Genomic DNA, 26,506 nt, shown 5'->3' on the forward strand with positions numbered 1-26,506 from the left:
ATTTACTTAAAGTGTAGCAAAAATCATAATTGGAGCAAAGATATTTTTATAATCTTGCTCCAACACCTACACCTATATTTAAAGGTGTAACTTTAGGATCAGTGGTATGCTGTTGTGGTTTTTCTTGAATCAAATCTTCAAAATACATTTTGACAATAGGAAGAACGAGCGGCATAAGTACTAATTTGTAGTCATACCATGCAAATTTTTCCTTATAACTAAATTTTGCATCTTCTTCGTATAAACGCTGAATGCAGTGTTCACTATACAGTTCCGAGGCTTTTATAAAAGTCCTAAGTAAAGCAATAAGTAATAAGTCTAATGCTAAATTAACTATTAGCATCGTTCCATGTTGAGTAGGCCAGCCCTTTTATGCAACTTCCGATATTAAGCTGCACACAGCAAACACTGCTGCAATGCACATCACATAATTATCAGCAGCAATAAGTAGATTGTATCTACGATTTAACCTATCCAGATTTTCTTCTTGTAGACCTCTTTGTTTACTTGCTGCATAAATAATACTACAAAAGGATATAATGAATAACCATGGCCAAATGCATAAAATTTATAAGCAACATTTTGTACCTTACCACTACTCGCAAGCTGTGATAAGCAATATTTGACTTTATGCGATGGCTTAAGTATCAAATCTGCTAATACATAAAATAAAGCCACTCTAATTATAGCCTGCCCTCTACGCGATAGGATCTTATTGATTTTTTCTTGTTTTTCCCCTACTCCTTCTGGTGAAATTGTGTGCATAGAAAAAATTCTTCCTGCTTTTAAAGCATTAAGATATTGCTCTAGCCTATTTTTATCTGCACTAAGTTTTTTAAACTTTTCTTCAGCTGTTTTTTTCTCTTTCTCTCCTACTACTTTATCAGGGTGACATTTTAATGAAGCTTTTCTAAAACGCCGTTCAACTAACTTGAGTATATCATCAAACTCTTGGCTTATTACTTCTTCCGCTTTTATTCCCAGTCTTGAAAATAAATTTTGTAAACTTTGATCACTGTAGTATTGATTTCTTGTTAGACTTGCCACTATAGCCTCATTAAAAAAGGCAAGTATACTGTAAGTTTAATGTTAAAACAAGAATTTTAAGTTATATCAAAAGCAATTCCTTGTTTACCAATATAAATCCTTAGTTTCTTTCCTTTAATCAGTCGACGATTCAATATTTCTTCAGCTAAGTAACTTTTTATTTCTTTTTCAATTAGTCTCTCTATCGGGCGTGCTCCCATTTCTTTGCTATAACCTATTCGTGCAAGATAAGATTTTACTTCTTCTTCCACTGAGCAGCTTATGCCCTTTTGCACAAGTTGTTTTTTCAATTCCTGAATAAATTTATCCACAATGTGCAAAATGACATCCGTATCCAAATCAGAAAAGGAAATAACTGCATCAAGACGATTACGAAATTCAGGGCTAAAAACCCGTTCCATTGCTTTTTCGCTGTCACTAATGTTAAAGTTTTTATACCCAAAGCCAATAGAACTTTTGTTACGTTCAAATGCCCCTGCATTGGTTGTCATAATTAAAATCGTATTGGAAAAATTAACCTTACGTCCGTAAGTGTCTGTAACACATCCATAATCCATGATTTGTAGTAATATATTATAAATATCACTATGAGCTTTCTCAATTTCATCAAGAAGTACTACGCTATATTGATTATTAGATACAGATTCTGTAAGCAATCCGCCTTGGTCGTAACCCACATATCCAGGAGGGGAACCAATCATTCTAGATATTGTGTGAGGTTCCATATACTCAGACATATCAAACCGAATAAGGTTCATACCCATATTTTGTGCTAGTTGCTTCGCAAGCTCAGTCTTACCTACACCAGTTGGCCCTGCAAAAAGATACTTTGCCAAGGGTTTATTGTAACTTCTCAGACCAGATTTAGCAATTTTAATAGAATTAACGAGAAACTCTATCGCTTGCTCTTGACCAAAAATGGCCCTATTGAGATTTTCTTTCAAAGATTTTACTCTTTGCATATCATCAAACCCGCAAGGTACGTTTGTAATCCTAGCGATAGTACTCTTAATGTCTCTACTGTTTATAATTTTTCGCCTGCTTTTTTGTAACTTACAATATGCCCCTGCTTCATCTATAACATCAACTGCTTTATCAGGTAATATTCGCCCAGTAATATACTTGTGTGAAAGTTCAGCTGCAGATTTAATGGCATGTTTCGTGTAATATACTCCATGATACCTTTCATAGTAATGCTTTATACCATCTAGTATCTTTACTGTATCATTAATAGAAGACTCTTTTACATTAATTTTTTGAAACCTCCTCGCTAATGCTTTATCCTTTTCAAAGCTATTGCTATATTCTCTATATGTAGTTGCACCTATACAACGCAACGCACCTCTTGCAAGTGCAGGTTTGAGCAGATTGCCAGCATCAAGAAAGCTGCCACTTGTTGAACCCGCTCCAATAATAGTGTGTATTTCATCAATGAAAAGAATAGCGCCAGGTTTTGCCTCAATTACTTTTATTATAGATTTTATTCTCTCTTCGAAGTCACCTCTATAGCGTGTTCCTGCAAGAAGTGATCCTAAATCCAAAGCATAAATTATGCTGGATCTCAGTGCACTCGGAACACTACCTTCAATAATTTTCAATACCAAGCCTTCAACTATTGTTGTTTTACCAACACCTGGTTCTCCGACATATAAAGGGTTATTTTTTCTGCGTCTTAGTAAGATTTCTATAGTGCGATTTAATTCATAATCACGACCAATGACATAATCTATTTTTTTGCTTCTTGCATAATCATTTAAATTTCTACAATAACTTTGTAGAACTTCTTCATCTTTTAATAATTCACCTTTATTTGCTACAGTAGAGATATCGTTATTCTTATCAAGTTTTATCTTGCGATTAGTTACATATTCTTCTATATCACCTGAATATTTTATATTGGATATGTTATAAATCAAATTAGAATCCTTTGCATTCTGTTTGCGTAATAGCTCTTCAATGTATAAATCTTGCTCAGACAGAATCTCTAATAGAATACTTGCTCCATTTATTTCTTTTCTTCCCAGACGATGAGCTCGTATCATGGCTTTATGTATTATGCGTTGAAATAGCACATCAGGCTCAACTTTATTGACAGTTAATTCGGAGTTGTCTTGTAAAAAACCTTTTGTATTATTACCACGACCATTCCTTAATATAATATTATCTATATTTATGATTTCACCAGCTCTGATGTTACATCTTGATAAAACATAATTTACATCCACATCTTTGGTTAATGCTAGCAACAAATGTTCCACTTTTGCATATTTAAGCTTACAATCAGAAGCAATCTGTAACGCTCTATTTAAACTTGCCTCTAAATTTTTAGAAATCATCTATTCTCTTTAAAAGTGTAAATTTATATATAATTAGTAGCACACAATTATTAAAAAAACTGAAATCTAGCAGCTCGTTGTAGCCAAATTGAATTAAGCTACAGATTATAGTCCACACAACCTAACATTATACCGTTGTGATAATCTCAAAACGTTATAAGCAGCAGAATGAAGATTATCAAATTGTAGGTAAATCTAATTTGGGCTAGCTATATATTCTTTCTACCATCCTCCAATCACTTCACTTTGCAGCAAGTTTACTGGAGCTTTTAAAGAATAGAAGAATAGTTAAGTACATTAATACGCTTTTTCTAGTACTCCGCTTTTCTTCTTAAATACATTGATCTTTTTTCTACCGTATTTAGCCTTTAACGTACTTGGCCTTTTAAAGATCTTTTTGCTGTTACGTTTTTGAGATTGCATACTACAATCAAAATTTGGCTCTCCTTCTTTATCTGCTAGTGCAGGCAGTCTTCTCTTATCTTGAGGTGTAACAAAAGATAATGCAAATCCTTCAGCTCCCGCACGTGCAGTTCTACCTATACGATGAACATAATCAGCTTGCGATTGTGGTACATCATAATTGATAACATGTTGAATGTGCGGAATATCAAGGCCGCGAGAAGCAACATCTGTTGCAACCATGATTTGATTGCGGCCACGACGAAAAGAATTAATGACTCTTTCACGCTTGTGCTGCCTTAAATCACCATGAATTGCCAAAGCGCTATAGTCATCTTTGTGCAATTTGTCAGCCAGCTGATCCGCTCCTCGCTTTGTTTTGACAAAAATAATGATCGATCCTTTGCGCTGACATAATTGTGTAACAAGTTTTCCATATTTTTCTGATTCTGATGCATAAACAACTTCTTGCTTAATTTTTACAGAAGTTGTAGCCTGGCAATCAACAGAAACACGCTCTGGTTGATTAAGATATTTTTCAGTAAGTTTTACTATTTCTCCAGGAAGAGTTGCAGAAAACATAAGAGTTTGCCTTATTTTAGGCAAATGCTTCATAATTTCTTCAATCTGAATTCCAAAGCCCATATCAAACATACGATCCGTCTCATCAAGCACAAGAATACTAACATTCCGAGTAACTAAAGTTTTACGCTCAATATGGTCTATAATACGACCAGGAGTACCTATTATGATTTGTGGTTTTTTCTGAATCTGATTTAGCTGCCTAAAAATAGGCTCACCTCCAATCAACAAAGCGACTCTTAGTACAGAATTTTGAGATAAGAGTTTTCTTATCTCATTTGTTACCTGATGAGCAAGCTCTCTGGTTGGCACGATGACTAAAGCTGAACCAATGCTTGGCTCATTCAGCAATTTAGCAATCAATGGAATAGCAAATGCTAAAGTCTTTCCAGTGCCCGTTTGAGCAGACCCAAGAATATCTTTACCTTGGAGAGCTAAAGGAATCGATTGTATTTGAATTGGAGTCGGGACAAAAAGATTATTTTTATCTAAAGCTTGTATAAGAGAAGCTGGAAGCCCCATTTCATGAAAATTATTCACAATACATTACCCTATTAAAAAGCTTCACGATAGACTAATCTTCCAATCTTAAATTTATTGCAGATTTTTTATCTTCTCCGTTCCTACCACGCTCCTCTTTAAGCTCATAACTTACTCTTTCCCCTTTCATTCCTCTCTTTTTATCCTCTCCGTGAAGTGAATCAGGTTTTATTCCTGAACGTTCTAATGTACTAACATGTACAAAAACGTCCTCACCTTTACCTTCTGGCTTGATGAAACCATAGCCTTTTTCAACATTAAACCATTTTATATTACCAAATTCCATATGGATAACTCCTAAACTACTAACTAATATTATTAATGTGATGAAAAACTTTGAAATTACGATTTAGAATGCCTTAAGCTTAGTTATTGCAACTAAACTTCTATACTCCATAGTCTATTCTTAACATTACATAGTAATATAGTACACAATTATTGTACTTAATGCAACTAAAATTTTTAATCACTAAGTGAACCTGCTACTGTCATTTCGCTAACTTTAATCGTTGGTGAATTAAACTGCCCACAGAAAGTTAGGTCATTTGCAACAACTAAATTGCTAAACATATTTTTCAAATTGTCGGCAACAGTAATCTCGTGTATTGGATACGTTATTTTACCATTTTCTATAAAAAATCCGCATGCACCTTGACTATAATCGCCATTGATTAAATTAACACCAAAACCAAATAAATCAGTTACATATATTCCTTCTTTTACTTCCTCAATTAATTCCTGAAACGATCTATTACCATTTTTGAAATAGAAATTACTAGCTGAAGGAATAATTGCAGCATTACTTGCACGAGTTGCATTTGCGGTCGTTTCCAAGTTTAATTTCCTAGCCGAATATAGATCTAAAATCCAGTTTTGCAGTACTCCATTTTTTACAAATTCATTTCTTCTGCTCATTATTCCTTCCCCGTCAAACGGTCTTGATGTTATACCCCTTGGTAACAATGGGTCATCAATAATGCTAATCTCAGTATTAAAAATTTGAGTATTTAAACTATTTCTCAAAAAAGAGCTATTATTTACAATATTGCTACCATTTATGGCAGAAGCAAAGCTCTTTACTAGCTCCTTTGCTGCTCTTTTTTCAAAAACAACCGGAAATTTGCCTGTCCTGATTGTACATGAACCCAATTGATCTATTGCTCTTTTTGCTGCTTCTTTCCCTATTGACTCCGGTGTTTTTAAATCACTGAAGTTGCATGCTACATCGTAATCGTAGCCTATTTTCATTTCACTCTTTTCTCCAGCAACAACAGAAACCTGATTAACAAAAGTTGACTTACTAAATGAACCAACAAAACCAGAAACGGTTGATAATACTGTATTTACTGAAGTATGTGAAGATGAAGCTCCTTCGGAATTAATAATATTTTTATGTGCAAGAGCTGAATTTTCTGTAGATTCAGTAATTTCTTTTAATTTATCAATTGTTACAACATTATTATCTGAGATATTTAAATCTGCAGAAGAGATATAATTACTGCCATCTACAGCAAAACTAATATAAGGATCTTCCTGGGCATTCTTTGCCATTTCCACCACTTGGCTCACTGCACTACTAAGATTATTCAAATCGTTTGTGGAAATATACGCAGCTTTGTTCTTACCTGCTATAGCTCTAATTCCGACAGTACAGTTTTTAGATTGTGATATTTGTTCAATTTTTGATAGACGCTGAGAAACCGAGGTCTTATTAGTTTCATATATTGTAACTTCTGCGTCTTGATTCTGCTTTTTTATTAGTTTAGTGATATCTGCTGCAATATTTAATATATTCATTTTTCATTCCTTGAGTTTCTATAAAGATTCTGCACCACCTATAACTTCAATCAAATCAGTTGTAATTGCTGCTTGACGAGAACGATTATAAAGTAATGCTAGTTTATTTAGCATTTCTTTTGTATTTCTGTTTGCTGATTCCATAGCAACCATCCTAGCACTATTTTCACTTGCTGCACTTTCAAGTAAAGCAGAATAAAGAGCAGCTGTAACATAATCTTGAGTCAAAGATTTTAAAATAAACTCAATATTTTGTGGTTCATACTCATAGCTGTAATCTGTTAGAGGACTAACTATAGAATTATCAATTAATAATGAGTCTTTACTCCATGGTTTTATCGTTTCTAATATTGGCTTTTGCATGAAGGTATTATAGAATTTACTGTAAAAAACCTTAACTTTATTGTATTTACTTAGATCTATATCACTAACCAAGGCTTCCACACGCTTTAGTGTGATTCCCTTACTATTTTCAACCTTCAAGATATTTTTAGAATTAAATCTATTTTTGCCTGTCTCAAAAGCTTTCTTACCAAAAAAAACAATGTCTACTTTCTTATCATTTGCAATTAATTTGTTTATATGCTCCTGACTGAATTTAACAACAGAGGAGTTAAAGCTGCCACATAAACCACGATCAGATGCAATAATAAATACTAGGAAAGAATCTTCATTATTGATATTTAGAATTCTTGCTAGTAACTCTTGATCCGCTGATAGCGCTAGTGAAGAAATAATGCTATGCAGCTTAGATATATGCAACTTTGAATTTGATAATTTCTTTTGGCTTTGTAATAATTTTGCTGCAGAAACCATTTGCATTATTTTCGTGGTTTTCTGCACAGACTTAATATTTTTAATTCTTAAGGATAATTCCTTTAAGCTCTTCATTTTGTATATAATTCTAATTTATTAAAATATATAACTGGTAATGTCTAAAAACAAGTTTTTTTGACATTGGAGTCAAACCTAACTAAGAAACTCACAGATTTACTGTTTTGAGATAAAGATTATATTAAAGCAATCTCGATGTAAAAGTATCACACCTTATGGAATCTTATAATATAAGGTAAATACAATTAAGACTATTGCAACTTGAGCACTTATAATCCCATTGCTTTAGCTCTTTATTACAATCAGCACATTTCCAACCTGGATCAGGCACAGCTTCTGAGTCCATCTTGTTTAGCCAGTAAATTGCTTGATCATACTCTTGTAGCATAATCTTGAGCTGTACCATAACAAGGTAGATTGATATGTAATGAGCTTTTTTCATAGCAATATCTAAATGCTGACTTGCAAGATCATATTTCCCTAAGCTAATTGAAGACAAAGCAAGCAAGCAATAACTAAAATAATAATCAGGGCGTAAGTTATATAGTCTTTCAGCGCCTTTATTATTTAACTTGATATACATTCTAGCTGATTGAGGAGTAGGATTTACTCTATACTCTTCCTCTAATACTGTGGAAGCTTTTCTGATTTTTTCAAGCTTGATATACAATTCTGCCTTTAAATAATTGATAGGCTGAAAAGTTGCATAATAACTTTGTGCTTTAGCTAAATAATCTATAGCTTTGTAAAAACTTCCTTTACTTTCGTATTGCTTTGCTAAAGCGCAATAAAAAACCGCTAACATCTTTTTACGATCAAAGGGAAGAAAAATATTGAATTTGATAGCTTCCTTTAACTTTGAAATTGCATTTATCCAATCTTCTTGCAATATATAATGCTCTATTTGAAAGGGAATAGACAAAATTTTGTCATTAATTGAACTAGAGCAATATTCTATAAATTTTTGAAAGACTAACCTTTCTTGCTTTAGGTGAATAATCAGTTTATTGATCAGAAGTAGAGCTAAGTTGCGATTTTTACTTGCAATACTCGTTAAATTATGGCTAAAAAAGCTGTAATTTCCCGTTTTACCTGAATTAAAGAGCTTTACTAAAGATAATTTATCACTTTCTTCATTTAGATTTTTAATTAGCTTATTGGTGTTCTCTATATTACCTAAGTCTAAGCTAAAGAAAGCTTCAAAGAGAAGCAATTCTTCCCTACTTCTTCTTCTATTTTTTATGTTAGCAAATGTTGATGAAATAGAAGAACAAAAACGTGCAACTGCAATCAATAAAAATAATAAGACTACGCAAGCAAGAATAACGAAATATAGATCAATACTTATAGTGTAACTGCCTAATTCCAATTTTATTACTTCACCACTTACCTTGATCCATATGCCAAATAAAAACGAAAAAGCAAAAATTATAAAATAAATCATGAGATGTATTGTAATAAGTGACGATATATTATTGAAGTATTCTTGAAAGCTACAATAAAATCATTCAATTTATTAAGCCATGGTTTGAATTCTGGGTATGTTAAGTCACTTATTGCGGTGGCTATGCTCTGCCAATCATTATCGCTTATTAATTCTTCAATTTCCGCAAGCTTTAACCTGAGTGGATCACTACGATCATCTATCTTTATCCAATTTGAAATGATTTTTTTAAACAAGTTACTTTTATTGTAGTTAATAACAGTCATGTTCTTCTCAAAAGACAATTTCAACCCGCGTAAAGTATCTACCTCTTTCAAATTTTCCAATTCATTTACTGCATTTTCTATCTCTGGATCGTCAAGCTCTGATATCAAAGGCTTTATTGAATTTATATGATTATCAAACTTGGCTTCTCGCAATAACGAATTCTTCATCTTAATCACAAGTAGCAGCAACTTTGCGAGGTTCTTATGCCTTAAACTACCATCACCTTGCTCACATTGAGTGTGCAGATTTCTCTTTAAGTCAAATATCCTTTTCTCTACCCTAGATTGATTCACTTCAAGCAATACTCTAAGTTCATCCATCTTTTCCGTTAAACCATTTATACTATTTTCACTTTCTTGCTGATTTATTTTGAAAAATATTATGTTATTTATTGCAATATGGCTAACAAATAACAATATAATTAAGAACCAACCTATGCATTTTTTGCGAGTATCATTCATAACGTAATATCTCCGCTGGGTCTTGTGCAGCTGCCTGCAATGCAGGAGGAATTGTTGCTAAAAATGACAAGAACAATGCAAGTGCAGAAATGTTCACTACATCTTGAGAAACTAATATCACTGGCAAACTTGAAAAAAAGTATATCATAGGATCAAATAGCTTGATGTTGGTAATGTTTTCTAAAAACACTCTAATATTTTCAATATTGAGAGAAAAAACAACCCCTATAATAGAGCCAAGACAAGTTCCTGTAAAACCAATGAGCAATCCACAAGCACAAAATATGCGCATAATGCTTCCGCTTGTTGCACCAAATGTACGCATAATTGCAATTGCAGATTTCTTTTCTTGCACTATCATCATCAAACTTGAAACAATATTGAATGCTGCTACAACTATAATTAAAGTGAGAATTAAAAACATCACATTTCTTTCAGTCTTTAAAGCATTAACATAATGGCTTTGCTGAGATTGCCAACTTTCAGCTCTCATTCCTGTTTCTTTTGCTATAGCGTTTGCTAGCTTATTAGCCATAGCAATATCATCTACAAACACTTCTATATTTCTCACATTATCTTTATAATTAAAAAAAGCTTGAGCTGACTTTATAGGCATATACATTAAGGTATTGTCGTACTCAAACATACCCATATCAAATATTGCTACAACTTTATATTCTTTCATTTTTGGTATTTCACCAGACAGTGCGTCAAATCCTTCAGGTGATATAAGCATAATGTTATCACCATAATCAATATTCAAAGCTTCTGCTAATCTTGCCCCTATTATGATACCTTCATCGAATTTTTCCACGTTACCCATAATTACATTATTCTTAACGATAGTATTATTAAGTAAGTCTTTAGTTGACACACCACGGACTACGCTACCCACAATTCCACCATTTGCTGCAACGATCACTTGATCATTGGTCATAGAAGTAGCTTTTAATACACCTGGGATTTTCTCAATAGATTTTAACACTGCGCGGTAATCTGAATTTATGCTTCTATCAAAGTAAACATTAATATGGCCATTAATGCCAAGTACAGAGTCGAGCAGCTTTGCTCTGAACCCATTCATTACAGACATTACTACTATTAGCGTTGCAACTCCAAGAGCAATACCAATAATAGAAAACAAGCCCATTATAGAGCAAAATCTAGAATTCTTTGCTCGCAAATAGCGAATAGCCATAGTAAATTCAAAGGCAATAGACATTATACTAAGATTTAAATATCATACTTTTTATGCTTCATATAACTGTAATTTTTCCTTTACCTCAAATTAGGTTGTCTAAATCTAGCAAGCTTATAGAATATATTCAATATTCTATATTAAGACCTTCCATATATATCGTCCAATCTTACTATATCATTATCAGATAAAAACTTTCCTACCTGAAACTCAACTATCTCAAGAGGAAATCTTGTACTTTTATTCTCAATTTTATGAAACACCTTCCTTGGAATCTCTATTACATGATTTTTCGTTATAGCATATGTTTTGTCATCTAAACTAACATATCCAACTCCTGATAGTATTATATGGTACTCATCTCTATAGTGGTGAAATTGCTTAGAAGTGCAGCTTAGTGGATTTATAAAAAGATATTTTATAAGAAAATCCTTGTCCATTAAAACTACACTATAAAATCCCCATGGCTTAATCTCTTTCCTTATTGGCTTTACTTCCTTAACTTTATTAATGAACAACATTAGGCTCTTACTTGGCCATTTATAAACTCTACCTAGTAAAATTTTTGCATCATTTTCTGTCATCAAAACTGGCTTTCTTCCTTTGGTTACAACTTGAAACGACTCAAAATTCTTATTAAATCTCTTACTTAACTCTAAAACTGAACCCCAAGTGCCAACATCCATCCAATCGAAATTGGCTTCTATCATTACAATCTTTTCTGCTTTTTCTATCACTAGGTGATCAATAGATGTATCACCCATTCCTGCACAATTTTGCTGTTCTAAATATAGAAATCTCTCTCGTGGTACAAAATGCTTCATACTTTCACAACATAAATTATAGAGAGTCGGAGCAATTTTTTTTATCTCATCTATATAGCGTTTTGCTTTAAACACAAATATTCCAGAGTTCCAATAATGATTATTGTCCAGCTCATATTCAGGCTTTTCTATAAAGCTCTCTACTATGTGATATTTCCCTTTCTGATCATAAACTGCATTTATATAACCGTATTCAGAATTGAATTCATAAGGCTTAACCCCAAAAGTAACTATAGAGTCAGTTTCAGAAGCTAACTTAGACGCTTTCTCAATAGAAACATAAAAACTATTCAAATCACCTATAAAATGGTCTGAAGGCAGAACTAAGATTGTCTCGTTCCTATCGCAGAGAAGCACAGCAATTAGTATTGCTGCCGCTGTCCCAATTTTAACTGGTTCAAAAACTACTTTACATTCTTGTAATGCATGTAATTCCTGCATCAATAATGACTCATATTGTATATTTGTAGTAATGATGGGTGGCATATAATCGCCTTTTAGCCTCAACAAAGTGTTGTGAAACATAGTATTCTGACTAAATATTTTCTGAAATTGCTTTGGCTTAGATAGAGGCCAAAGTCTGCTGCCACTACCACCACACAGTATTACAGGGCGCATTTAATTAAGATATTAATTATTTGATTAATATCTTATACTAACGGCAAAATGCATGCAAGTTTTTATTGTGAGATGATTAAAGTAAAAAGTAATTTAAAGTGATGGTTGACTACGAGCATTATGGAATCCCTACATTTCGTGATGAGTCTTGTCTTCTTTCTATCTCTCTATCAATATGAGGAGTGCTGCTTTTTTGATTAACGGCTGCAGCTATTTTTTTATCAGTTTTGTTTTGCGGCTTCTCCTTTAAGCTTTCTCCAACACCTGATTCTCTGGATTTATCTATACTTTCACTACTTTTATTCAGCGCCTTTTCCAAGTCTCTTTCAATACCTGGACTTCTAGCGTCAAGCTCATCCCATGTGCCCACTATACTGAGTGGCTTATGATCCTTCTTCTTCGGCTTTGGCCTTTCCCCATTTGTAACAACATTAAAGTCGCTTTTTATTTCTTTCCAACATTCTTTCAATTGGTGTTTCCACATAGTAAGATAAGCATCACCATACTTTTTCTCATTTGCTACAAATAATAAAATTGGAACCTTAAGTATTGTAGCTCCCATATTTACTAAATTTTTTACTACCACTGCAGAAGTGAAAAAAAGATAACCAAAAGATTTTGCAACTCGATTTTTTCTAGCTATCAAATTCTCTCCTAATTTTATAGGAATGAAAGTCAGCAGTCTAGCACAAATCTTAGCTAAACCCGCAGCAAAAACAATAGGAACAGATATCAGACTTTTATCTAGCTCTAGACTACCATTTTGATCTCTAATTTCTGAAAAATTAGTGCTTAATTTTTTATAATTACTAGTGTATAGTAATTCTTCATTTCTTCCCTTTTCATCAACAACTCCCTGAACTTTACCCTCTCCATTTTTTACCTTTTTCATTAGCACAGAAGAGTGAGTTAATTCAAACGGATATTTAGGATCATTAGTTTTTTTAGCTTCAAAAATTGGAATATGTTTTTCAAGATCGATTTTTGAAAACTCAAATGGTTTATAGTAGCCATCATAATGCTTAACATCCTTGTTTTTTTCCCGATCAACTAAAAAGTCAATGGTAAAATAGGACCTATCATCCGTTTTCTCGACAAGAGCTAATTCAAAATTTTTCTTGCCATACAAAAGTTTATATATAGTCTCACCATTACTATTCTTACTTTCTACAACTTTCCCAGATTTTACAATCTGATCGTAATTCTTTGGATATTTGCATTTTCTTCCATCTGTATATGTCATTACCTTTCTAAGATCCTTGACATAAATTTGAGATCCAGATGAAGCAAATAAACCTTTTGCTTTAAGCGTAAAATCTGCTACTCCTTTTTTTAACACTCCAAACATGCTGCCAAACCAAAATCGCTATAGTTCAATAATAAAATTAGTAAACTAATAATATATTAACACAGAACTAACAATTTTACAAGAAAATATGCCTATAAAAGAAAAAAGTCGTAAAAGCAAGGACTATATAAGTAATGCTTGATAAGTATTTTATACATGTAATTGTAAAAATCCTTAGAGGTACGCTGTCTATATAATCTTCACACACTACCTGCATTCCAAGAACTGCATGCCAAAAAATGCAAAATACCAGTATAACAAAAAACAAAAGCTCTAGTGGATGATTAATAGCCTGAAATAATTTTTCATTAAAAGATAAAGGGCTATCAACATAAAATGCGCAAGAAAATGAGTAAATAAACCAAGGAAATAAAAATAACAAAATCACCGCAGAAACACGCTGGATCCACCAATGATGTACTGAATTTACAGATTGACTCATATAAATATAAATAAAAAAGCCATAGTAGAAAGAAATAGCATTATTGTTAGTAACATAGCACTTTTTAAAACACTAGCAATTTCTAAATTAAGCCCAGCATCCCACAATAAATGACGAATACCATTAAGAAAATGATACATAAAGCTTACAAAACATAAGATATAAGCTAATTTAGCAACAGGAGTGAACAATAATACATTTAAGCACCTTACTATAATTAACTTAGGGGAGTAAACATATAATATAAAATACCAAGAAAGTATGACTAATAAAAGAAATAGCAAGATACCAGTCAATCTATGCATAATAGAAAAAAAACTAGTAACTTGTACTTTATATATTTGTAAATATGGGGAAAGAGGCCTATTACTCATAAAATTTCGTTATCAAGAAATTAAAAAATAAAGTAGAAGTAAAGACAGCAGTATAGTACATAATGACACTATTATTTGAAATGGCGAATTACGTACAAAGCCTAAGGAGGTAATCCAGCTGCAGATTCCCCTACTGCTACCTTGTTACGACTTCACCCCAGTCACTGATCCCACTTTAAATAACTCCTTCCTTGCGGTTAGGCCATTAGCTTCGAGTGAAACCAATTCCCATGGCGTGACGGGCAGTGTGTACAAGACCCGAGAACGTATTCACCGTGGCATGCTGATCCACGATTACTAGCGATTCCAACTTCATGTACTCGAGTTGCAGAGTACAATCCGAACTGAGATGTCTTTTAGGGATTAGCTTAGGCTTGCGCACCTTGCAACCCATTGTAGACACCATTGTAGCACGTGTGTAGCCCACTCCATAAAGGCCATGATGACTTGACATCATCCCCACCTTCCTCCAGCTTATCACTGGCAGTTTCCTTAAAGTACTCAGCATTACCTGATGGCAACTAAGGATGAGGGTTGCGCTCGTTGCGGGACTTAACCCAACATCTCACGACACGAGCTGACGACAGCCATGCAACACTTGTGTAAAATCCGGCCGAACCGACCCTATCCCTTCGAATAGGTATGATTTCCATGTCAAGAAGTGGTAAGGTTTTTCGCGTTGCATCGAATTAAACCACATGCTCCACCGCTTGTGCGGGTCCCCGTCAATTCCTTTGAGTTTTAATCTTGCGACCGTAGTCCCCAGGCGGAATGTTTAACGCGTTAGCTGTAATACAGAAAGTAAACTTCCCATATTTAACATTCATCGTTTACAGCGTGGACTACCAGGGTATCTAATCCTGTTTGCTCCCCACGCCTTCGCGCTTCAGCGTCAGATTTGAACCAGATAGACGCCTTCGCCACTGGTGTTCCTCCTAATATTTACGAATTTTACCTCTACATCAGGAATTCCTCTATCCTCTTTCAATCTCTAGATTAATAGTTTTAAAAGCAATTCCAAGGTTAAGCCTCGGGATTTCACTTTTAACTTATTAACCAGCCTACGCGCCCTTTACGCCCAATAATTCCGAATAACGCTAGCCCTCCCCGTATTACCGCGGCTGCTGGCACGGAGTTAGCCAGGACTTCTTCTGTGAGTACCGTCATTATCTTCCTCACTAAAAGAGCTTTACAACCCAAAGGCCTTCTTCACTCATGCGGCATGGCTGGATCAGGCTTTCGCCCATTGTCCAATATTCCCCACTGCTGCCTCCCGTAGGAGTCTGGACCGTATCTCAGTTCCAGTGTGGCTGATCATCCTCTCAGATCAGCTATAGATCATTGCCTTGGTAGGCTATTACTCCACCAACTAGCTAATCTAATATAGGCTCATCTAATAGCAATAAATTTTTCCCCCGTAGGGCGTATACGGTATTAGTTGACGTTTCCAACAATTATCCCGTACTACTAGGTAGATTCCTATACATTACTCACCCGTCTGCCACTAAGTTATACCATAGCAAGCTACAATATAACTCCGTTCGACTTGCATGTGTTAGGCCTGCCGCCAGCGTTCATTCTGAGCCAGGATCAAACTCTCAAATTTAGACTCCAACCCATAAAAGGTTGAGGGTACATCGGATAAATCCGACAAAAAATAATTTAGCTTAATACTGCTGTCTTTATTTCTACTTTAGAAATATTTTAATCTCCAACTATTCAAACAACTTTAAGAACATTATTATGTGATATAATCACTATGTCAATATGTTTTTGCAAATCAAAAGCATTAATGTATAAATATATAGCTATTTGGAATATTACCATGAAAAAATACATCTTTCTGCTTGCACTCGTGCCAATGTTAGTTGGCATCACATTATACTTATTGCGCAACATTGACAACACAAAACAATCTATAACTGCAACTGCAGGTGACAAGTTTTACGAAGTATTATTCTTAAAAAAAGATAATAAGTCGCTACTAGAAGAAATAGATTCAAATTGGGAGTATTTAGCAAATTTTGAACGCGCATTCAATCATATCTCAGATTCAATGCCAACAGACACAGCATCTATTATTTATAATGATTTGGCAGACGATAAAGATGCTCCTGATGTTTTGCGTGAGTTAGCACAATACTTAGAAGTAATGAGCTTACTTCACTCCAGCGGTGAAAAAACAAATAAAGATAAAATTAGTAATTTAGAATCAAATGCAGTGTACCCTTATTCAAGCCAAGAAGCTATCGCTATAGTAAAGATACACAGTAACGACATTAAAGGTGCAATTGAAATATTGCATTCATTATTAAATGATAGAGAATGTCCGACTCTAATCAAGGCCAATGCACAAGAATTACTTCGGATATACGAAAATTAAAAAACTTGCTTGCATAATAATTTGGCAGCGCATCTGATGAAATAAAGAACTTTACTTGACAAACTTCCCTATTTTATTATGGCACTAAAAGTATTTATGACTCAAAATTTGTTTTTGACTGTAGGATCAATCACAAAATCCAGTAAAAACTTAGGTGTTTATTGGTAGATTACGTAAAATTATAGCGGTTTTTTAAATTTTTTCTATACTCAGCCAAGTCGCGCTTGTTAGAACATTATTACAGCACCACTTACAGTAATATAGAGTCAAAATTTCACTACTCAGAGGTTCCTTTTACCTTTTTATTTAATAAGACTTCTCTATATTTATAGTTAATATATCAAAAAATAAACTTCACTAGCAGAATGTCATTCTAGCACTAAAATGACAAAAAGAGGATAAAATCGCAATAGCTATGTATCAAGCACCGTTGTATTTTCTCTATATTTTAGATTACTTTGTTTACCCCCCATTCAGCTACGCAGATAGTTACTACAAACCGTAAAGATGTTTCAAAGAAATCTAATTTTTTATCAACTCATACATTTCATTACCAACTTCACAATAAGGTTCTGCAGTTGGATAAAAATAATCAAAAAAGAAATAATCCTTGAGTATTTCTATGCTGCATCCAGAATTATAGTAAGTATCAAGCCTTCCTTTAAATATCAACAAGAGTATCTTTATACTTTTTCCAAATCACCCTCCCCCAAACTGGTCTACGATGTTTGATAGGTATGCATCTCGATCATTTAACCCTTTGCTCTTATATTTACCAAGCATACTTTTCATTTTAGAGTTAAGATCGAATGCTTTTATTTCAAGATCTGCACCTTTCTTCATATAATCTAAATCATTAGCTAATTTTGTATTGAAACTCTGTGTAAGCTTTGCTAGCCAGCTCTCTTGCTTTTCGTCTTTATTAAAGCTAGTACCAAACCAACCTCAGTCACATTTGCAACAATCACATGCTTTACACCATATTAATTTAGAACCAAATGCATTACATATTTCACTAACCGCTTTATTTCAATACTTTTTCTGCTTTAACATTGTTATAAGCAGTGGCACCCATAATATTATTTCCTCGATTATAATGAAAAATAAAATCTCCTTTACCTACGTCTGGATGATGTTTAATTACTGCGTTTAGCTGATTAACTAAACGAAATTTATTGAGGAAATAAGAAAAAATAGGGTTAAGAATTTCAGATGCTGTTGCATATAAAATCGCATAGTTATGACCTTGCTGTTCATAGTATCGATCAAAAAATGAGCATCTCCATGATGACTTAAATTCTTCTAAACCTAAATACTTTGCTACATATTCAACAACAGTAAGGCCATTGCTAAAAATCTTCCTTAATAAAAAGGGGCATTAAGTTTCACGTTTCTTACAAAGGATAAGTTATTAAAATTTCAATAATTACACCATTATCAGATAAACTATCACCCAGAACACAAAAATTTTTACACTTTGAATTAGAGTTATTATTTTTATTTGCCATAACATTCAATATCTAATCATACTGCTCTATGAAGCCTATAAAAAAAGAAAAATAGGGTAAAATTATAGAACTTTGGCTGAATTTTACCTATTTTTTGAGCAGCCCTTCTGCCTTAAAAGAAACCTCTAAGTTTTTTAGCACGGCTTGGATGTTTCAACTTACGTAGTGCTTTTGCCTCTATTTGCCTAATTCTTTCACGTGTAACATTAAAAATTTTTCCTACTTCTTCTAAGGTATGCTCCTTTCCATCTTTACCAAGGCCAAAGCGCATCCTTAGAATTCTTTCTTCCTTTGGTGTTAAAGTTGCAAGAACATTGGTCGTAATGCCACGCAAGTCGGCAAGTATTGCAGCATCCTCTGGTTTAGAAACTCGCTTATCTTCTATACAATCACCGAAGGTACTACTATCATCCTTTCCTGTTGGAGCTTCAAGACTTACCGGATCTCTTGCTATCTTCATAACTTTGCGTATTCTTTCTAGCGGCATCGCCAATTCTATACTCAATTCCTCTAATGTAGGCTCTCTACCCATTCCATGAGTCATCTTTCTTAATGCTTTGTTGATTTTACTGATAATTTCCACCATATGTACTGGTATTCTAACTACTTTAGACTGTTCAGGTATTGCCCTAGTGATTGATTGTTTTACCCACCAAGTACCATAAGTCGAAAATTTATACCCACGTTTGTAATCAAACTTATCCACAGCCTTCATAAGACCAATATTACCTTCTTGTATCAAATCAAGCAGATCAAGGCCTCTTTTTGAATACTTTTTAGCAATCGAAACCACCAGCCTTAAATTAGCCTTAATCATTTCTTGCTTTGCTTGAGAGACTTCTTGTTCATGTTTCTGTATTCTCTTGATTAGCTTCTTAAACTCCTGAACTTTATCTCCTTGTACATAACTCTTAATATTGCTTAAGGCACTAGCTATATACTCATAGCTATCGTTTATAAACCTTAAGAATTTATTTTTTAATTCACCTGTAAAAAGAGATTGATTTTCATTAATCTTGAGAAAACTTATTTCACTAAACTCGTGCTCTAAAAGCACATCATCATAAACATTATAAAAACTTTCTCTATCAATATCGTACTTTCTAGCTTCAGTAATAAGATTAGCTTCTTCAAACGTAATTAGTCTATTTATTTCGTAAAGTTTTTGTGTAATTCTGGTAATAGCAGCATCACTAAACTGAATTTGTAATGCTACAGACCATATTTGATTATATAAATTTTCTAGCTCATTAGAAAAATCTTTAGAATTTTTTTTCAATACCAATGCTTCATTTGTTAAAGCAATGATCTCATCCAATGCCGTGATAACCTTTGGCAATAAATCACTTTCCATTTCAAGAACAGAAATATTTAAGTTAGCTGAACTTATGTCTTCACTCTCATTTCCCTTTTCATCATTACCTTTTTCCTCATCATTAACACAATCTCTAACATCTTCAGCTTCACTTTCTTCTTTATCTACCATATTGAAATCAGAGTTATAAATTGCATCCAGATTTATAATTTCTCTCAGTAAAAAAGTTCCACCACTTAAATCATCACGCCATGTTTTTATCATGTTGAATGCCACTGATGTTTCAATTATTGCACGTAACATGTTATGCTTTTCAGATTCAATTTTTTTTGCTATCTTAATTTCATCTGCTCGTGACAAAAGCTTTACAGAGCTCATATCTTGTAAATAAATCCTTACTGGATCATCATTTTGCACTAAAGTTGTAGTAGTATTCAACGATGTCTCATCATCATCAAGCTTATTACCATCATCATTAGAAGGAGCTTCTTCCTCATCTTCACTACTTTCGAGTATGTTAATTCCAGAGTCTTGCAATAAAGCTATAGTATCATCTATAAAATCAGGTGGAAAACTTTCATCTGACAACTTATCATTTATATCATCAAAAGTGATAAAACCGCCCTTTCTTATACTTTTGGTTACAAGATCTTTGATGATCTTTTTCCTATCTTCCGTACCATTAATAGTTGACATCATTACCTTTACAGTTTATAATTTTATTTCTTATTTATCAAATAAACTTACAATTAGCAAGCTTATAGTTTTATTCTTAATTTATAGTTACTTGCTACTTCATATAGTTTAAGATACTGTCAATTTATTCACACTCTTCTTAATCAACTAATCTCTCCATTCTTACTACTATGGACAATCCAACTGAAAATGTTGCAATTCCAACCACTATAGCAGTAAGCATTAAGACGTGAGGTATAGGATTGGTATATAAGTGAAAATTTGAAGTCAATATAGGAGGTAAAGAACTTTTTACATACCCTAAAGATATGTAAAACAACAAAACAGATGCTTGTAAGACACTTAATCCCATCATTTTCTTGATTAAGTTTTTATCATTCACAATGATATAGAAACCTAGCACCATTAGTATAGTAATGCCTACATAATTATATAGAGTCATTGTTTTTTCTTGCGAGCAAAATTTATATATATGATTAACATGGAAGAAGAGACGGTAAGCAATACACCCAGCTCCACTAAGAAAATACCCAATTTTTGACCTGTTCTACTATCAGCTGACAATATACTATAGGATAAAAAATTTTGGCCAAATAAAACTGTTATAACACCAGCTCCTCCATAGGTTAAAATACCTAGTACGTTAGTAAATTTGATAATAGAGTAAGGTATTGCTTTTAAAGTTGTAGGTATATCAAATAACATAGAATATAACATCATCCCAGAAGCAATAATTATTCCCGCCTGAAAACCTCCACCTGGAGTATAGTCACCATGAAACTGTATGTATAAACCAAACAAAATGATAAAAGGTATCATCAAAAATGTTACTGCACTTAATACCGGATCTTTAATCACTTTCTTTCTCTTCTAATATTAACATTATACAAAGTGCAGCAGTAAAAACTACTATAGTTTCTCCAAATGTGTCATAGCCACGAAAGCTTGCTAAAACAGCTGTCACTATATTAGGAATACCAATAGCTTTTCCAGTATTTTCTACATAATAAGGAGCAACGTGCAAGTGAACTGGAGCATTATGACTGCCAAAATCTGGTAATTGAATCATAAAGTATGATAAACATGCAGTCAAAAATAACATAAAAAAAAGTGTTGTGGGGCTATGAGATAAATTTGCTTTGTAGTTCTTTACCAAAGAGAGTGCTGCAAACGTAAAGACTGTGCTCAATCCTGCACCAACAGAAGCTTCAGTAATTGCAACATCTGGCGCATTCATAATCAAGTACATAAGTGCAATAAGTGAACTAAATACACACATTAGAACAGCACTTACAACCAAATGCTTCGAAAGAACTATAAAAACTGTAACCGTGAGTAACAGCAAAAGTAATATTAGATTCAGTATTTCTAGCATCTTAACCTTCTTTAATAGTCTTTACTTTTATAATAAGTACGCGCTAAAATATAACTGTTAGTTGAATTGGCTATCCATATTATAAAAATCAATAATATAACTTTAATAGTATTGATTGAAAATTCATTTTGCCAAGCAAAACCAATCAACAACAACATTGCGCCACTAGAATCTGCAATACCTGCAGCATGTAGTCTAGTATAGAAATCAGGAAATACTACTACTCCTACGCTTGAAATGACTATTAAACAAACACCTAAAAATATGAGAATGGATGCTACCATAAATTATCAAAACAACATTAATCTCATTAGCGCTATAGTTGACATAAAGCTGATGCTAGCATATAGTAATGCTATATCAATTAAAAAAAAATCATTCAGAATAATCGATATTGCTGTTATGAGCAAAACTACTTGTGTTGATAAATTATTGAATGCTAAAATCTTATTGCACACATCACTTGACCTAAATACTATACAACATAACATTACACTCATACAGAACAAAAGCGCATAGATAGCAATACTAATCATTTGTAAGCTATTATAACCTCTGCAGATTCCTAAATCGGTACTTCTTCACCACTATCTTGATCATCTATTTCATCATCGTGGCTTTCTTGACTTACATCCAGACTTGTGTTAAGTTGATGATCAGAAAAATTTAACAAATTTGCTAGCTTACTTGGACTATTAATATAAGTATTATCTGCGTTTCCTTTCATGTGCTCCTTGCACCTTTTCACCAAAAGGCTAAACAACTCATGAGTATTCACCTTCTTTTCTGCTATTTCATATAAAGAAACTATCGTATCCTTATGATCTTGAAACTTAACCATTTCAACGGGATCACTTGCCCCTGTACTCAAATCATGCGTCCTTTGACTTGCTAGCAGAACCAATTTAAAACGGTTGTGTACCTGTTCTACACACTTTTCTACAATAGACTCAACCATAAAATACTACCTTGATAAACTTTATACTATATCACAAAAAATAAGATGTCAACTTCGGATCTATTGAGATCCAACTCTACATTTTACTTTTTCTTCTTTAGCTTTTACTGATTGATTTTCTGTTATTGTAATTGTTATTTCATGATCAAGCTTTTTCAAAAAACCTAACAGTCTCTCTAAAGAAAAACCACTTGTCTTACCACTTTTAATTTGTGACACCTTTGGTTGATCAATACCAAGTTTCTCAGCCGCACAAGCTTGAGTCCAAGTATTTTTTCCTATAATTTTACTTATTATGCCCAGCAATTTTTTTTTTATTGCTTCACTATCCAGATTGTTTAATGATATTGTTTCCATAATTTTTACTCTCACATACCAATTAGCTTTATTAAGTATTATATCATAATATTTAATATACCAATATATTAATACTATATAATTTGTCAATAACTATAATGATATACTGATACTCAAAATTTTAAATTGACTATAATTTTTATCAAAATACTAGTAATTTCAAACTATTATTTTGTAAAAAACTCACTATTAAAGAGAATAAGTTAAAATTGCAAAGTTTAAAATACAGAAATAATCATTTTACAAACTCGTTTTAGAGACTGTACATGATCTCAAGAAAGGAATAAAGCAGGAGATAGAGTATGTAAATTATGAAAACAGAGCAAGATGAGCAGGAGAAAAACTGAGTAGAGTTCTGTAGAAAGAAACAAAATCAAGAAGATTTAGGATATATTTTACATAGTGTTACAGGTTCTAAAAGTGGCCTTCAGTGAATCAACAATGTTTTCAAAATGGCAAGATTATTTTAATAAATGAAGTAAAAAACATAGCGGAAGTAAAGAAAGTGTTTTGAAACATATATAAAAAAGTAGTTGCAAAGAAACAAATAAAAGAATGTAACTGTCAAGATCTTTGCCGTATTGTCAAAAGGTAAGTCTCTAATACTCTTATAGAAAAGTGTAGACAATTGTGATAAGCAAAATTCAATACTAGTTTACAAATCGTCTTCTTGCTTCCACTGCTTTGCTTCTAAAAAGATTATGAATAGACCCTTATATCCGAAATTTATACCTCTATATTTTAATATAGAGATTCATTTCAATTTTTAAAGTTTCTATTTAATGAGAATGCTATATCATATTCGTAATTTAAATATTTGTTGCTTCTGAAATACTATTTGGTTAGTAAATAAAATCATGTCTAATACAGAAAAAATGAAAAAAGATGTTGCTGTAATTATGGGAAGCCAGTCAGATTATAGCACTATGGTTCATGCTGTTAATTTATTAAAAGAATTGGAAATTTCACATGATGTATTTATAATATCCGCGCATAGAACGCCAGAAAGACTCTTCAGTTTTGCTAAATCTGCTCAAGAAAAAGGCTTTAAGGTTATTATAGCTGGTGCAGGAGGAGCAGCTCATTTACCTGGTATGGTTGCATCGCTTACTTGTTTGCCCGTTATCGGCGTCCCTGTGCACAGTAAACAGCTAAGTGGGCTAGATAGTCTTTTATCCATAGTGCAGATGCCAAAGGGTGTTCCAGTTGCAACAATGTCCATAGGAGAGAGTGGAGCATGCAATGCCGCTATCACTGCTGCATCTATATTATCGATTTCTAACAGTAAAATTGCAGATAGATTAAAAAAATGGAGAGAGAAGCAGACTGAAGCAGTAAAAGAGAAACCAATATTACAATAAGCTTATGGCAATAGTTCTTTTAGATACAAAAACCATAAATCGTATAGCAGCAGGAGAGGTAATAGAAAGGCCTGCAAGTGTGGTAAAGGAATTAGTGGAAAATGCAATAGATGCAAAAAGCTCAGAGATAGAAATTAGAATAGAAAGTGGTGGGCGTAACCTCATTACTGTGATTGATGATGGTAGCGGAGTAAAAAAGGATGATTTAGAACTTGCGTTTATGCGCCATGCTACTTCAAAATTGAGTGACAGTGAATTGATAGAGATCAAGCATCTTGGCTTTAGAGGAGAAGCTTTGCCTTCAATTGCAGCAGTAAGCAGAATAAAATTATCATCTAAGGCAAGCAAAGCAGATCAAGCATGGTCTATAAGGTATGAGGGGGGAGAAAAAATAGGAGAGCTTGTTCCTTATCCTTTATCGATAGGAACATATATTGAAGTACGAGATTTATTTTTTGCCACACCAAATAGACTAAAATTTCTCAAAACCGAAAGGGCAGAAACACAAAGCATTGTTGATATTGTAAACAACTTAGCAATGATCAATTATGGAATTGAGTTTACTCTTATCTCCGATAATAAGAAGCTTCTTAAGTATGCTAAGCAGACCTCATTATTTAGCAGGCTATGCGAAGTAGAAGAAGAATTTCATGAAAACTCTTTGCAAATTAGTGAAGAAGAAGATGACATTAGACTTACAGGATACATCTGTAAACCGACTATCAATCGTGGCAATTCAACTCAAATCTATACATTTGTTAATGGTAGACCAATTAAAGATAATCTACTTATTGGTGCAATTCGTTATGCGTATCACGACCTTATTCCAAGCAATAGATATCCTTTTGCAGCGCTGCACTTAGAGATACCGTATGATCAAGTTGATGTAAATGTGCATCCAAATAAATCAGAGGTAAGGTTTCAGAACAAGAGGCTAATATATGAAATAGTGAGAAGAGGGCTAATAAAAGTGCTATCAAAGAGAATAGATCTTGCAGAAACTGTATTGGCCCAGAATGGAACAACAACGAATCATCTATCATCAGATCCTTTTAGTAAGTCTAGTCCTAAAAATGAATTTTATAGAAGAAGGTCAGATCCTTTTGAAAACCAATTAATGAGAGAATTTACTTCTCCAAATATAGAGACAAAAAGCTTATCAGAACATTCAAAATCGTTTGATTATACTGGTATGCAAAAATCTCCTCCACGAGCAGAAACTATAATTTTGGAAAGGAAACAAACCGATCTAATAAGGGACTATCCACTTGGGTTTGCACACTGTCAAATCTACAATACTTATATTATTGCCGAGGTAAGAGACAAACTAATTATAGTAGATCAGCATGCAGCCCATGAAAGACTAGTATACGAGTGCTTAAAGGAGGAATCAAGTATAAAAAGACAAAAACTTCTTTTGCCTGAAATGGTTGAAATCAAAAATCAAGCTGGAATGGAGATGATTAAAATTTATAAAGATAAACTTTTTGAGATGGGTTTTGAGATTGAAATTAAATCAGAAAATACGGTCTTAGTAAAAGAAATACCTGCAATCTTAGGAGCAATAGATGTAAAAGAGATGATCATTGATATAGTAGATAGGTTAATAGAAATAGAAGATACACTACCTATAGAGGATAAAGTGAATAAAATACTAGCTACAATTGCTTGTCATGGATCAATTAGAGCAGGTAGAAAGATGAAATTGGAGGAAATGAATGAGTTGTTGAGGCAAATGGAAAAAACACCATATTCTGGACAATGCAACCACGGAAGACCAACTTATGTAGAAATGAAACTAAGTGATATTGAAAAATTGTTTGAGCGTAGGTGAGAAGTTATCCTAAATATGTAGGTTAAACAATCTTAGTTTCGTCATCTCAGTGCTCGGGCACACAATAGTACGAACATTGCAATTTTTAGGTAAATTATATAGTAAATGCTATCATTCCAAACCTTGAAAAGGATTTATTATGCAGTTACTCGACTCAAATTAAGTTTCCTAGATCCTAGGCATTGTCCTTCATTTCAATAATTAA

The 26,506-nt window shown here is 33.2% G+C and carries 27 protein-coding genes and 1 rRNA gene; 3 read left to right on the forward strand and 25 right to left on the reverse strand.

Translation table 11 applies throughout. The features are described from left to right. Window positions 1-46: 46 nt before the first annotated feature. From LEM02_RS00565 to LEM02_RS00635, 15 genes are all read right to left on the reverse strand, one after another. Window positions 47-343: a hypothetical protein gene (locus LEM02_RS00565; RefSeq protein WP_226079276.1), complete on the reverse strand. Its 297-nt coding sequence runs from the start codon at window positions 341-343 to the stop codon at window positions 47-49. Window positions 344-465: 122 nt separating this feature from the next. Next, window positions 466-1,047, reverse strand: a complete 582-nt coding sequence (locus LEM02_RS00570) for a hypothetical protein (protein WP_226079277.1) — start codon at window positions 1,045-1,047, stop codon at window positions 466-468. A gap of 56 nt (window positions 1,048-1,103) precedes the next feature. Then, window positions 1,104-3,383 carry an AAA family ATPase gene (locus LEM02_RS00575; protein ID WP_226079278.1) on the reverse strand — a complete coding sequence of 760 codons (2,280 nt, stop codon included), beginning with the start codon at window positions 3,381-3,383 and terminating at the stop codon, window positions 1,104-1,106. A 297-nt stretch (window positions 3,384-3,680) separates the two neighbouring features. Further along, complete coding sequence (locus tag LEM02_RS00580) at window positions 3,681-4,907, reverse strand: DEAD/DEAH box helicase (protein WP_226079279.1); 1,227 nt, start codon at window positions 4,905-4,907, stop codon at window positions 3,681-3,683. A 34-nt stretch (window positions 4,908-4,941) separates the two neighbouring features. Further along, on the reverse strand, window positions 4,942-5,193 hold the full coding sequence (locus tag LEM02_RS00585) for a cold-shock protein (protein ID WP_226079280.1): 252 nt from the start codon (window positions 5,191-5,193) through the stop codon (window positions 4,942-4,944). 176 nt (window positions 5,194-5,369) lie between these two features. Beyond that, window positions 5,370-6,704, reverse strand: a complete 1,335-nt coding sequence (locus tag LEM02_RS00590; RefSeq protein WP_226079281.1) for a TldD/PmbA family protein — start codon at window positions 6,702-6,704, stop codon at window positions 5,370-5,372. An 18-nt stretch (window positions 6,705-6,722) separates the two neighbouring features. Continuing rightward, on the reverse strand, window positions 6,723-7,595 hold the full coding sequence (gene atpG / locus LEM02_RS00595) for an ATP synthase F1 subunit gamma (protein WP_226079282.1): 873 nt from the start codon (window positions 7,593-7,595) through the stop codon (window positions 6,723-6,725). A gap of 166 nt (window positions 7,596-7,761) precedes the next feature. Further along, a complete protein-coding gene (locus tag LEM02_RS00600; RefSeq protein WP_226079283.1) occupies window positions 7,762-8,982 on the reverse strand; it encodes a tetratricopeptide repeat protein in 1,221 nt (406 codons plus the stop codon). Continuing rightward, window positions 8,979-9,710, reverse strand: a complete 732-nt coding sequence (locus LEM02_RS00605; RefSeq protein ID WP_226079284.1) for a hypothetical protein — start codon at window positions 9,708-9,710, stop codon at window positions 8,979-8,981. Before LEM02_RS00605 ends, LEM02_RS00600 begins: the two co-directional genes overlap by 4 nt. Then, entirely contained in the window at window positions 9,703-10,932 is a 1,230-nt protein-coding gene (locus LEM02_RS00610; RefSeq protein ID WP_226079285.1) for a lipoprotein-releasing ABC transporter permease subunit, read from the reverse strand. Before LEM02_RS00610 ends, LEM02_RS00605 begins: the two co-directional genes overlap by 8 nt. Window positions 10,933-11,048: 116 nt before the next feature. After that, complete coding sequence (locus LEM02_RS00615; RefSeq protein WP_226079286.1) at window positions 11,049-12,350, reverse strand: sugar phosphate nucleotidyltransferase; 1,302 nt, start codon at window positions 12,348-12,350, stop codon at window positions 11,049-11,051. A gap of 118 nt (window positions 12,351-12,468) precedes the next feature. Then, window positions 12,469-13,698, reverse strand: coding sequence for a hypothetical protein (locus tag LEM02_RS00620; protein ID WP_226079287.1), 1,230 nt, complete (start codon window positions 13,696-13,698; stop codon window positions 12,469-12,471). Between the two features lie 76 nt (window positions 13,699-13,774). Then, a complete protein-coding gene (gene sdhD / locus LEM02_RS00625) occupies window positions 13,775-14,140 on the reverse strand; it encodes a succinate dehydrogenase, hydrophobic membrane anchor protein (RefSeq protein ID WP_226079288.1) in 366 nt (121 codons plus the stop codon). Next, window positions 14,137-14,514, reverse strand: coding sequence for a succinate dehydrogenase, cytochrome b556 subunit (gene sdhC / locus LEM02_RS00630; protein ID WP_226079289.1), 378 nt, complete (start codon window positions 14,512-14,514; stop codon window positions 14,137-14,139). The genes sdhD and sdhC overlap by 4 nt, the downstream gene beginning before the upstream one ends. Window positions 14,515-14,616: 102 nt before the next feature. Further along, window positions 14,617-16,120, reverse strand: a 16S ribosomal RNA gene (locus LEM02_RS00635). A gap of 153 nt (window positions 16,121-16,273) precedes the next feature. Here LEM02_RS00635 and LEM02_RS00640 point away from each other — a divergent pair. Further along, the gene (locus LEM02_RS00640) at window positions 16,274-16,897 is read left to right on the forward strand and encodes a hypothetical protein (protein ID WP_226079290.1); all 624 of its coding nucleotides are present in this window, start codon (window positions 16,274-16,276) and stop codon (window positions 16,895-16,897) included. Window positions 16,898-17,419: 522 nt separating this feature from the next. Here LEM02_RS00640 and LEM02_RS00645 read toward each other — a convergent pair. From LEM02_RS00645 to LEM02_RS00690, 10 genes are all read right to left on the reverse strand, one after another. Next, window positions 17,420-17,572: a GDSL family lipase gene (locus LEM02_RS00645; RefSeq protein WP_226079291.1), complete on the reverse strand. Its 153-nt coding sequence runs from the start codon at window positions 17,570-17,572 to the stop codon at window positions 17,420-17,422. Window positions 17,573-17,596: 24 nt separating this feature from the next. Continuing rightward, complete coding sequence (locus LEM02_RS00650; protein ID WP_029237693.1) at window positions 17,597-17,740, reverse strand: hypothetical protein; 144 nt, start codon at window positions 17,738-17,740, stop codon at window positions 17,597-17,599. A gap of 777 nt (window positions 17,741-18,517) precedes the next feature. Further along, entirely contained in the window at window positions 18,518-20,416 is a 1,899-nt protein-coding gene (rpoD, locus tag LEM02_RS00655; RefSeq protein WP_226079292.1) for an RNA polymerase sigma factor RpoD, read from the reverse strand. Between the two features lie 139 nt (window positions 20,417-20,555). Then, window positions 20,556-20,858 carry a cation:proton antiporter subunit C gene (locus tag LEM02_RS00660; protein WP_010404276.1) on the reverse strand — a complete coding sequence of 101 codons (303 nt, stop codon included), beginning with the start codon at window positions 20,856-20,858 and terminating at the stop codon, window positions 20,556-20,558. Continuing rightward, window positions 20,855-21,274 (reverse strand): Na(+)/H(+) antiporter subunit B, encoded by a 420-nt coding sequence (locus tag LEM02_RS00665; RefSeq protein ID WP_226079293.1) that lies wholly within the window; start codon window positions 21,272-21,274, stop codon window positions 20,855-20,857. The genes LEM02_RS00660 and LEM02_RS00665 overlap by 4 nt, the downstream gene beginning before the upstream one ends. Then, a complete protein-coding gene (locus tag LEM02_RS00670; protein WP_226079294.1) occupies window positions 21,267-21,791 on the reverse strand; it encodes a DUF4040 domain-containing protein in 525 nt (174 codons plus the stop codon). The genes LEM02_RS00665 and LEM02_RS00670 overlap by 8 nt, the downstream gene beginning before the upstream one ends. Window positions 21,792-21,802: 11 nt before the next feature. Next, entirely contained in the window at window positions 21,803-22,075 is a 273-nt protein-coding gene (gene mnhG / locus LEM02_RS00675) for a monovalent cation/H(+) antiporter subunit G (protein WP_012481981.1), read from the reverse strand. A gap of 6 nt (window positions 22,076-22,081) precedes the next feature. Continuing rightward, on the reverse strand, window positions 22,082-22,327 hold the full coding sequence (locus LEM02_RS00680) for a monovalent cation/H+ antiporter complex subunit F (protein WP_369409574.1): 246 nt from the start codon (window positions 22,325-22,327) through the stop codon (window positions 22,082-22,084). A gap of 29 nt (window positions 22,328-22,356) precedes the next feature. Next, window positions 22,357-22,749, reverse strand: coding sequence for a DNA-directed RNA polymerase subunit omega (rpoZ, locus tag LEM02_RS00685; protein WP_226079296.1), 393 nt, complete (start codon window positions 22,747-22,749; stop codon window positions 22,357-22,359). Window positions 22,750-22,809: 60 nt separating this feature from the next. After that, window positions 22,810-23,106, reverse strand: coding sequence for a helix-turn-helix domain-containing protein (locus LEM02_RS00690; RefSeq protein ID WP_226079297.1), 297 nt, complete (start codon window positions 23,104-23,106; stop codon window positions 22,810-22,812). Between the two features lie 857 nt (window positions 23,107-23,963). Here LEM02_RS00690 and purE point away from each other — a divergent pair. Beyond that, window positions 23,964-24,467 carry a 5-(carboxyamino)imidazole ribonucleotide mutase gene (gene purE / locus LEM02_RS00695; RefSeq protein ID WP_226079298.1) on the forward strand — a complete coding sequence of 168 codons (504 nt, stop codon included), beginning with the start codon at window positions 23,964-23,966 and terminating at the stop codon, window positions 24,465-24,467. 4 nt (window positions 24,468-24,471) lie between these two features. Next, complete coding sequence (gene mutL, locus LEM02_RS00700) at window positions 24,472-26,301, forward strand: DNA mismatch repair endonuclease MutL (protein ID WP_226079299.1); 1,830 nt, start codon at window positions 24,472-24,474, stop codon at window positions 26,299-26,301. Window positions 26,302-26,506: the final 205 nt, after the last annotated feature.

The organism is Wolbachia endosymbiont of Tribolium confusum (genome assembly GCF_020405475.1).
GTDB lineage: Bacteria > Pseudomonadota > Alphaproteobacteria > Rickettsiales > Anaplasmataceae > Wolbachia.

What these genes read in the sequence shown, in the direction of transcription:
- LEM02_RS00565 (WP_226079276.1), bottom strand. Translation starts at nt 343, where the DNA reads ATGCTAATAGTTAATTTAGCATTAGACTTATTACTTATTGCTTTACTT.
- LEM02_RS00575 (WP_226079278.1), bottom strand. Translation starts at nt 3,383, where the DNA reads ATGATTTCTAAAAATTTAGAGGCAAGTTTAAATAGAGCGTTACAGATT.
- LEM02_RS00585 (WP_226079280.1), bottom strand. Translation starts at nt 5,193, where the DNA reads ATGGAATTTGGTAATATAAAATGGTTTAATGTTGAAAAAGGCTATGGT.
- LEM02_RS00590 (WP_226079281.1), bottom strand. Translation starts at nt 6,704, where the DNA reads ATGAATATATTAAATATTGCAGCAGATATCACTAAACTAATAAAAAAG.
- atpG (WP_226079282.1), bottom strand. Translation starts at nt 7,595, where the DNA reads ATGAAGAGCTTAAAGGAATTATCCTTAAGAATTAAAAATATTAAGTCT.
- LEM02_RS00600 (WP_226079283.1), bottom strand. Translation starts at nt 8,982, where the DNA reads ATGATTTATTTTATAATTTTTGCTTTTTCGTTTTTATTTGGCATATGG.
- LEM02_RS00605 (WP_226079284.1), bottom strand. Translation starts at nt 9,710, where the DNA reads ATGAATGATACTCGCAAAAAATGCATAGGTTGGTTCTTAATTATATTG.
- LEM02_RS00610 (WP_226079285.1), bottom strand. Translation starts at nt 10,932, where the DNA reads ATGTCTATTGCCTTTGAATTTACTATGGCTATTCGCTATTTGCGAGCA.
- LEM02_RS00615 (WP_226079286.1), bottom strand. Translation starts at nt 12,350, where the DNA reads ATGCGCCCTGTAATACTGTGTGGTGGTAGTGGCAGCAGACTTTGGCCT.
- LEM02_RS00620 (WP_226079287.1), bottom strand. Translation starts at nt 13,698, where the DNA reads ATGTTTGGAGTGTTAAAAAAAGGAGTAGCAGATTTTACGCTTAAAGCA.
- sdhD (WP_226079288.1), bottom strand. Translation starts at nt 14,140, where the DNA reads ATGAGTCAATCTGTAAATTCAGTACATCATTGGTGGATCCAGCGTGTT.
- sdhC (WP_226079289.1), bottom strand. Translation starts at nt 14,514, where the DNA reads ATGAGTAATAGGCCTCTTTCCCCATATTTACAAATATATAAAGTACAA.
- LEM02_RS00640 (WP_226079290.1), top strand. Translation starts at nt 16,274, where the DNA reads ATGTCAATATGTTTTTGCAAATCAAAAGCATTAATGTATAAATATATA.
- LEM02_RS00650 (WP_029237693.1), bottom strand. Translation starts at nt 17,740, where the DNA reads ATGAAGAAAGGTGCAGATCTTGAAATAAAAGCATTCGATCTTAACTCT.
- rpoD (WP_226079292.1), bottom strand. Translation starts at nt 20,416, where the DNA reads ATGTCAACTATTAATGGTACGGAAGATAGGAAAAAGATCATCAAAGAT.
- LEM02_RS00660 (WP_010404276.1), bottom strand. Translation starts at nt 20,858, where the DNA reads ATGACTCTATATAATTATGTAGGCATTACTATACTAATGGTGCTAGGT.
- LEM02_RS00670 (WP_226079294.1), bottom strand. Translation starts at nt 21,791, where the DNA reads ATGCTAGAAATACTGAATCTAATATTACTTTTGCTGTTACTCACGGTT.
- mnhG (WP_012481981.1), bottom strand. Translation starts at nt 22,075, where the DNA reads ATGGTAGCATCCATTCTCATATTTTTAGGTGTTTGTTTAATAGTCATT.
- LEM02_RS00680 (WP_369409574.1), bottom strand. Translation starts at nt 22,327, where the DNA reads ATGATTAGTATTGCTATCTATGCGCTTTTGTTCTGTATGAGTGTAATG.
- rpoZ (WP_226079296.1), bottom strand. Translation starts at nt 22,749, where the DNA reads ATGGTTGAGTCTATTGTAGAAAAGTGTGTAGAACAGGTACACAACCGT.
- LEM02_RS00690 (WP_226079297.1), bottom strand. Translation starts at nt 23,106, where the DNA reads ATGGAAACAATATCATTAAACAATCTGGATAGTGAAGCAATAAAAAAA.
- purE (WP_226079298.1), top strand. Translation starts at nt 23,964, where the DNA reads ATGTCTAATACAGAAAAAATGAAAAAAGATGTTGCTGTAATTATGGGA.
- mutL (WP_226079299.1), top strand. Translation starts at nt 24,472, where the DNA reads ATGGCAATAGTTCTTTTAGATACAAAAACCATAAATCGTATAGCAGCA.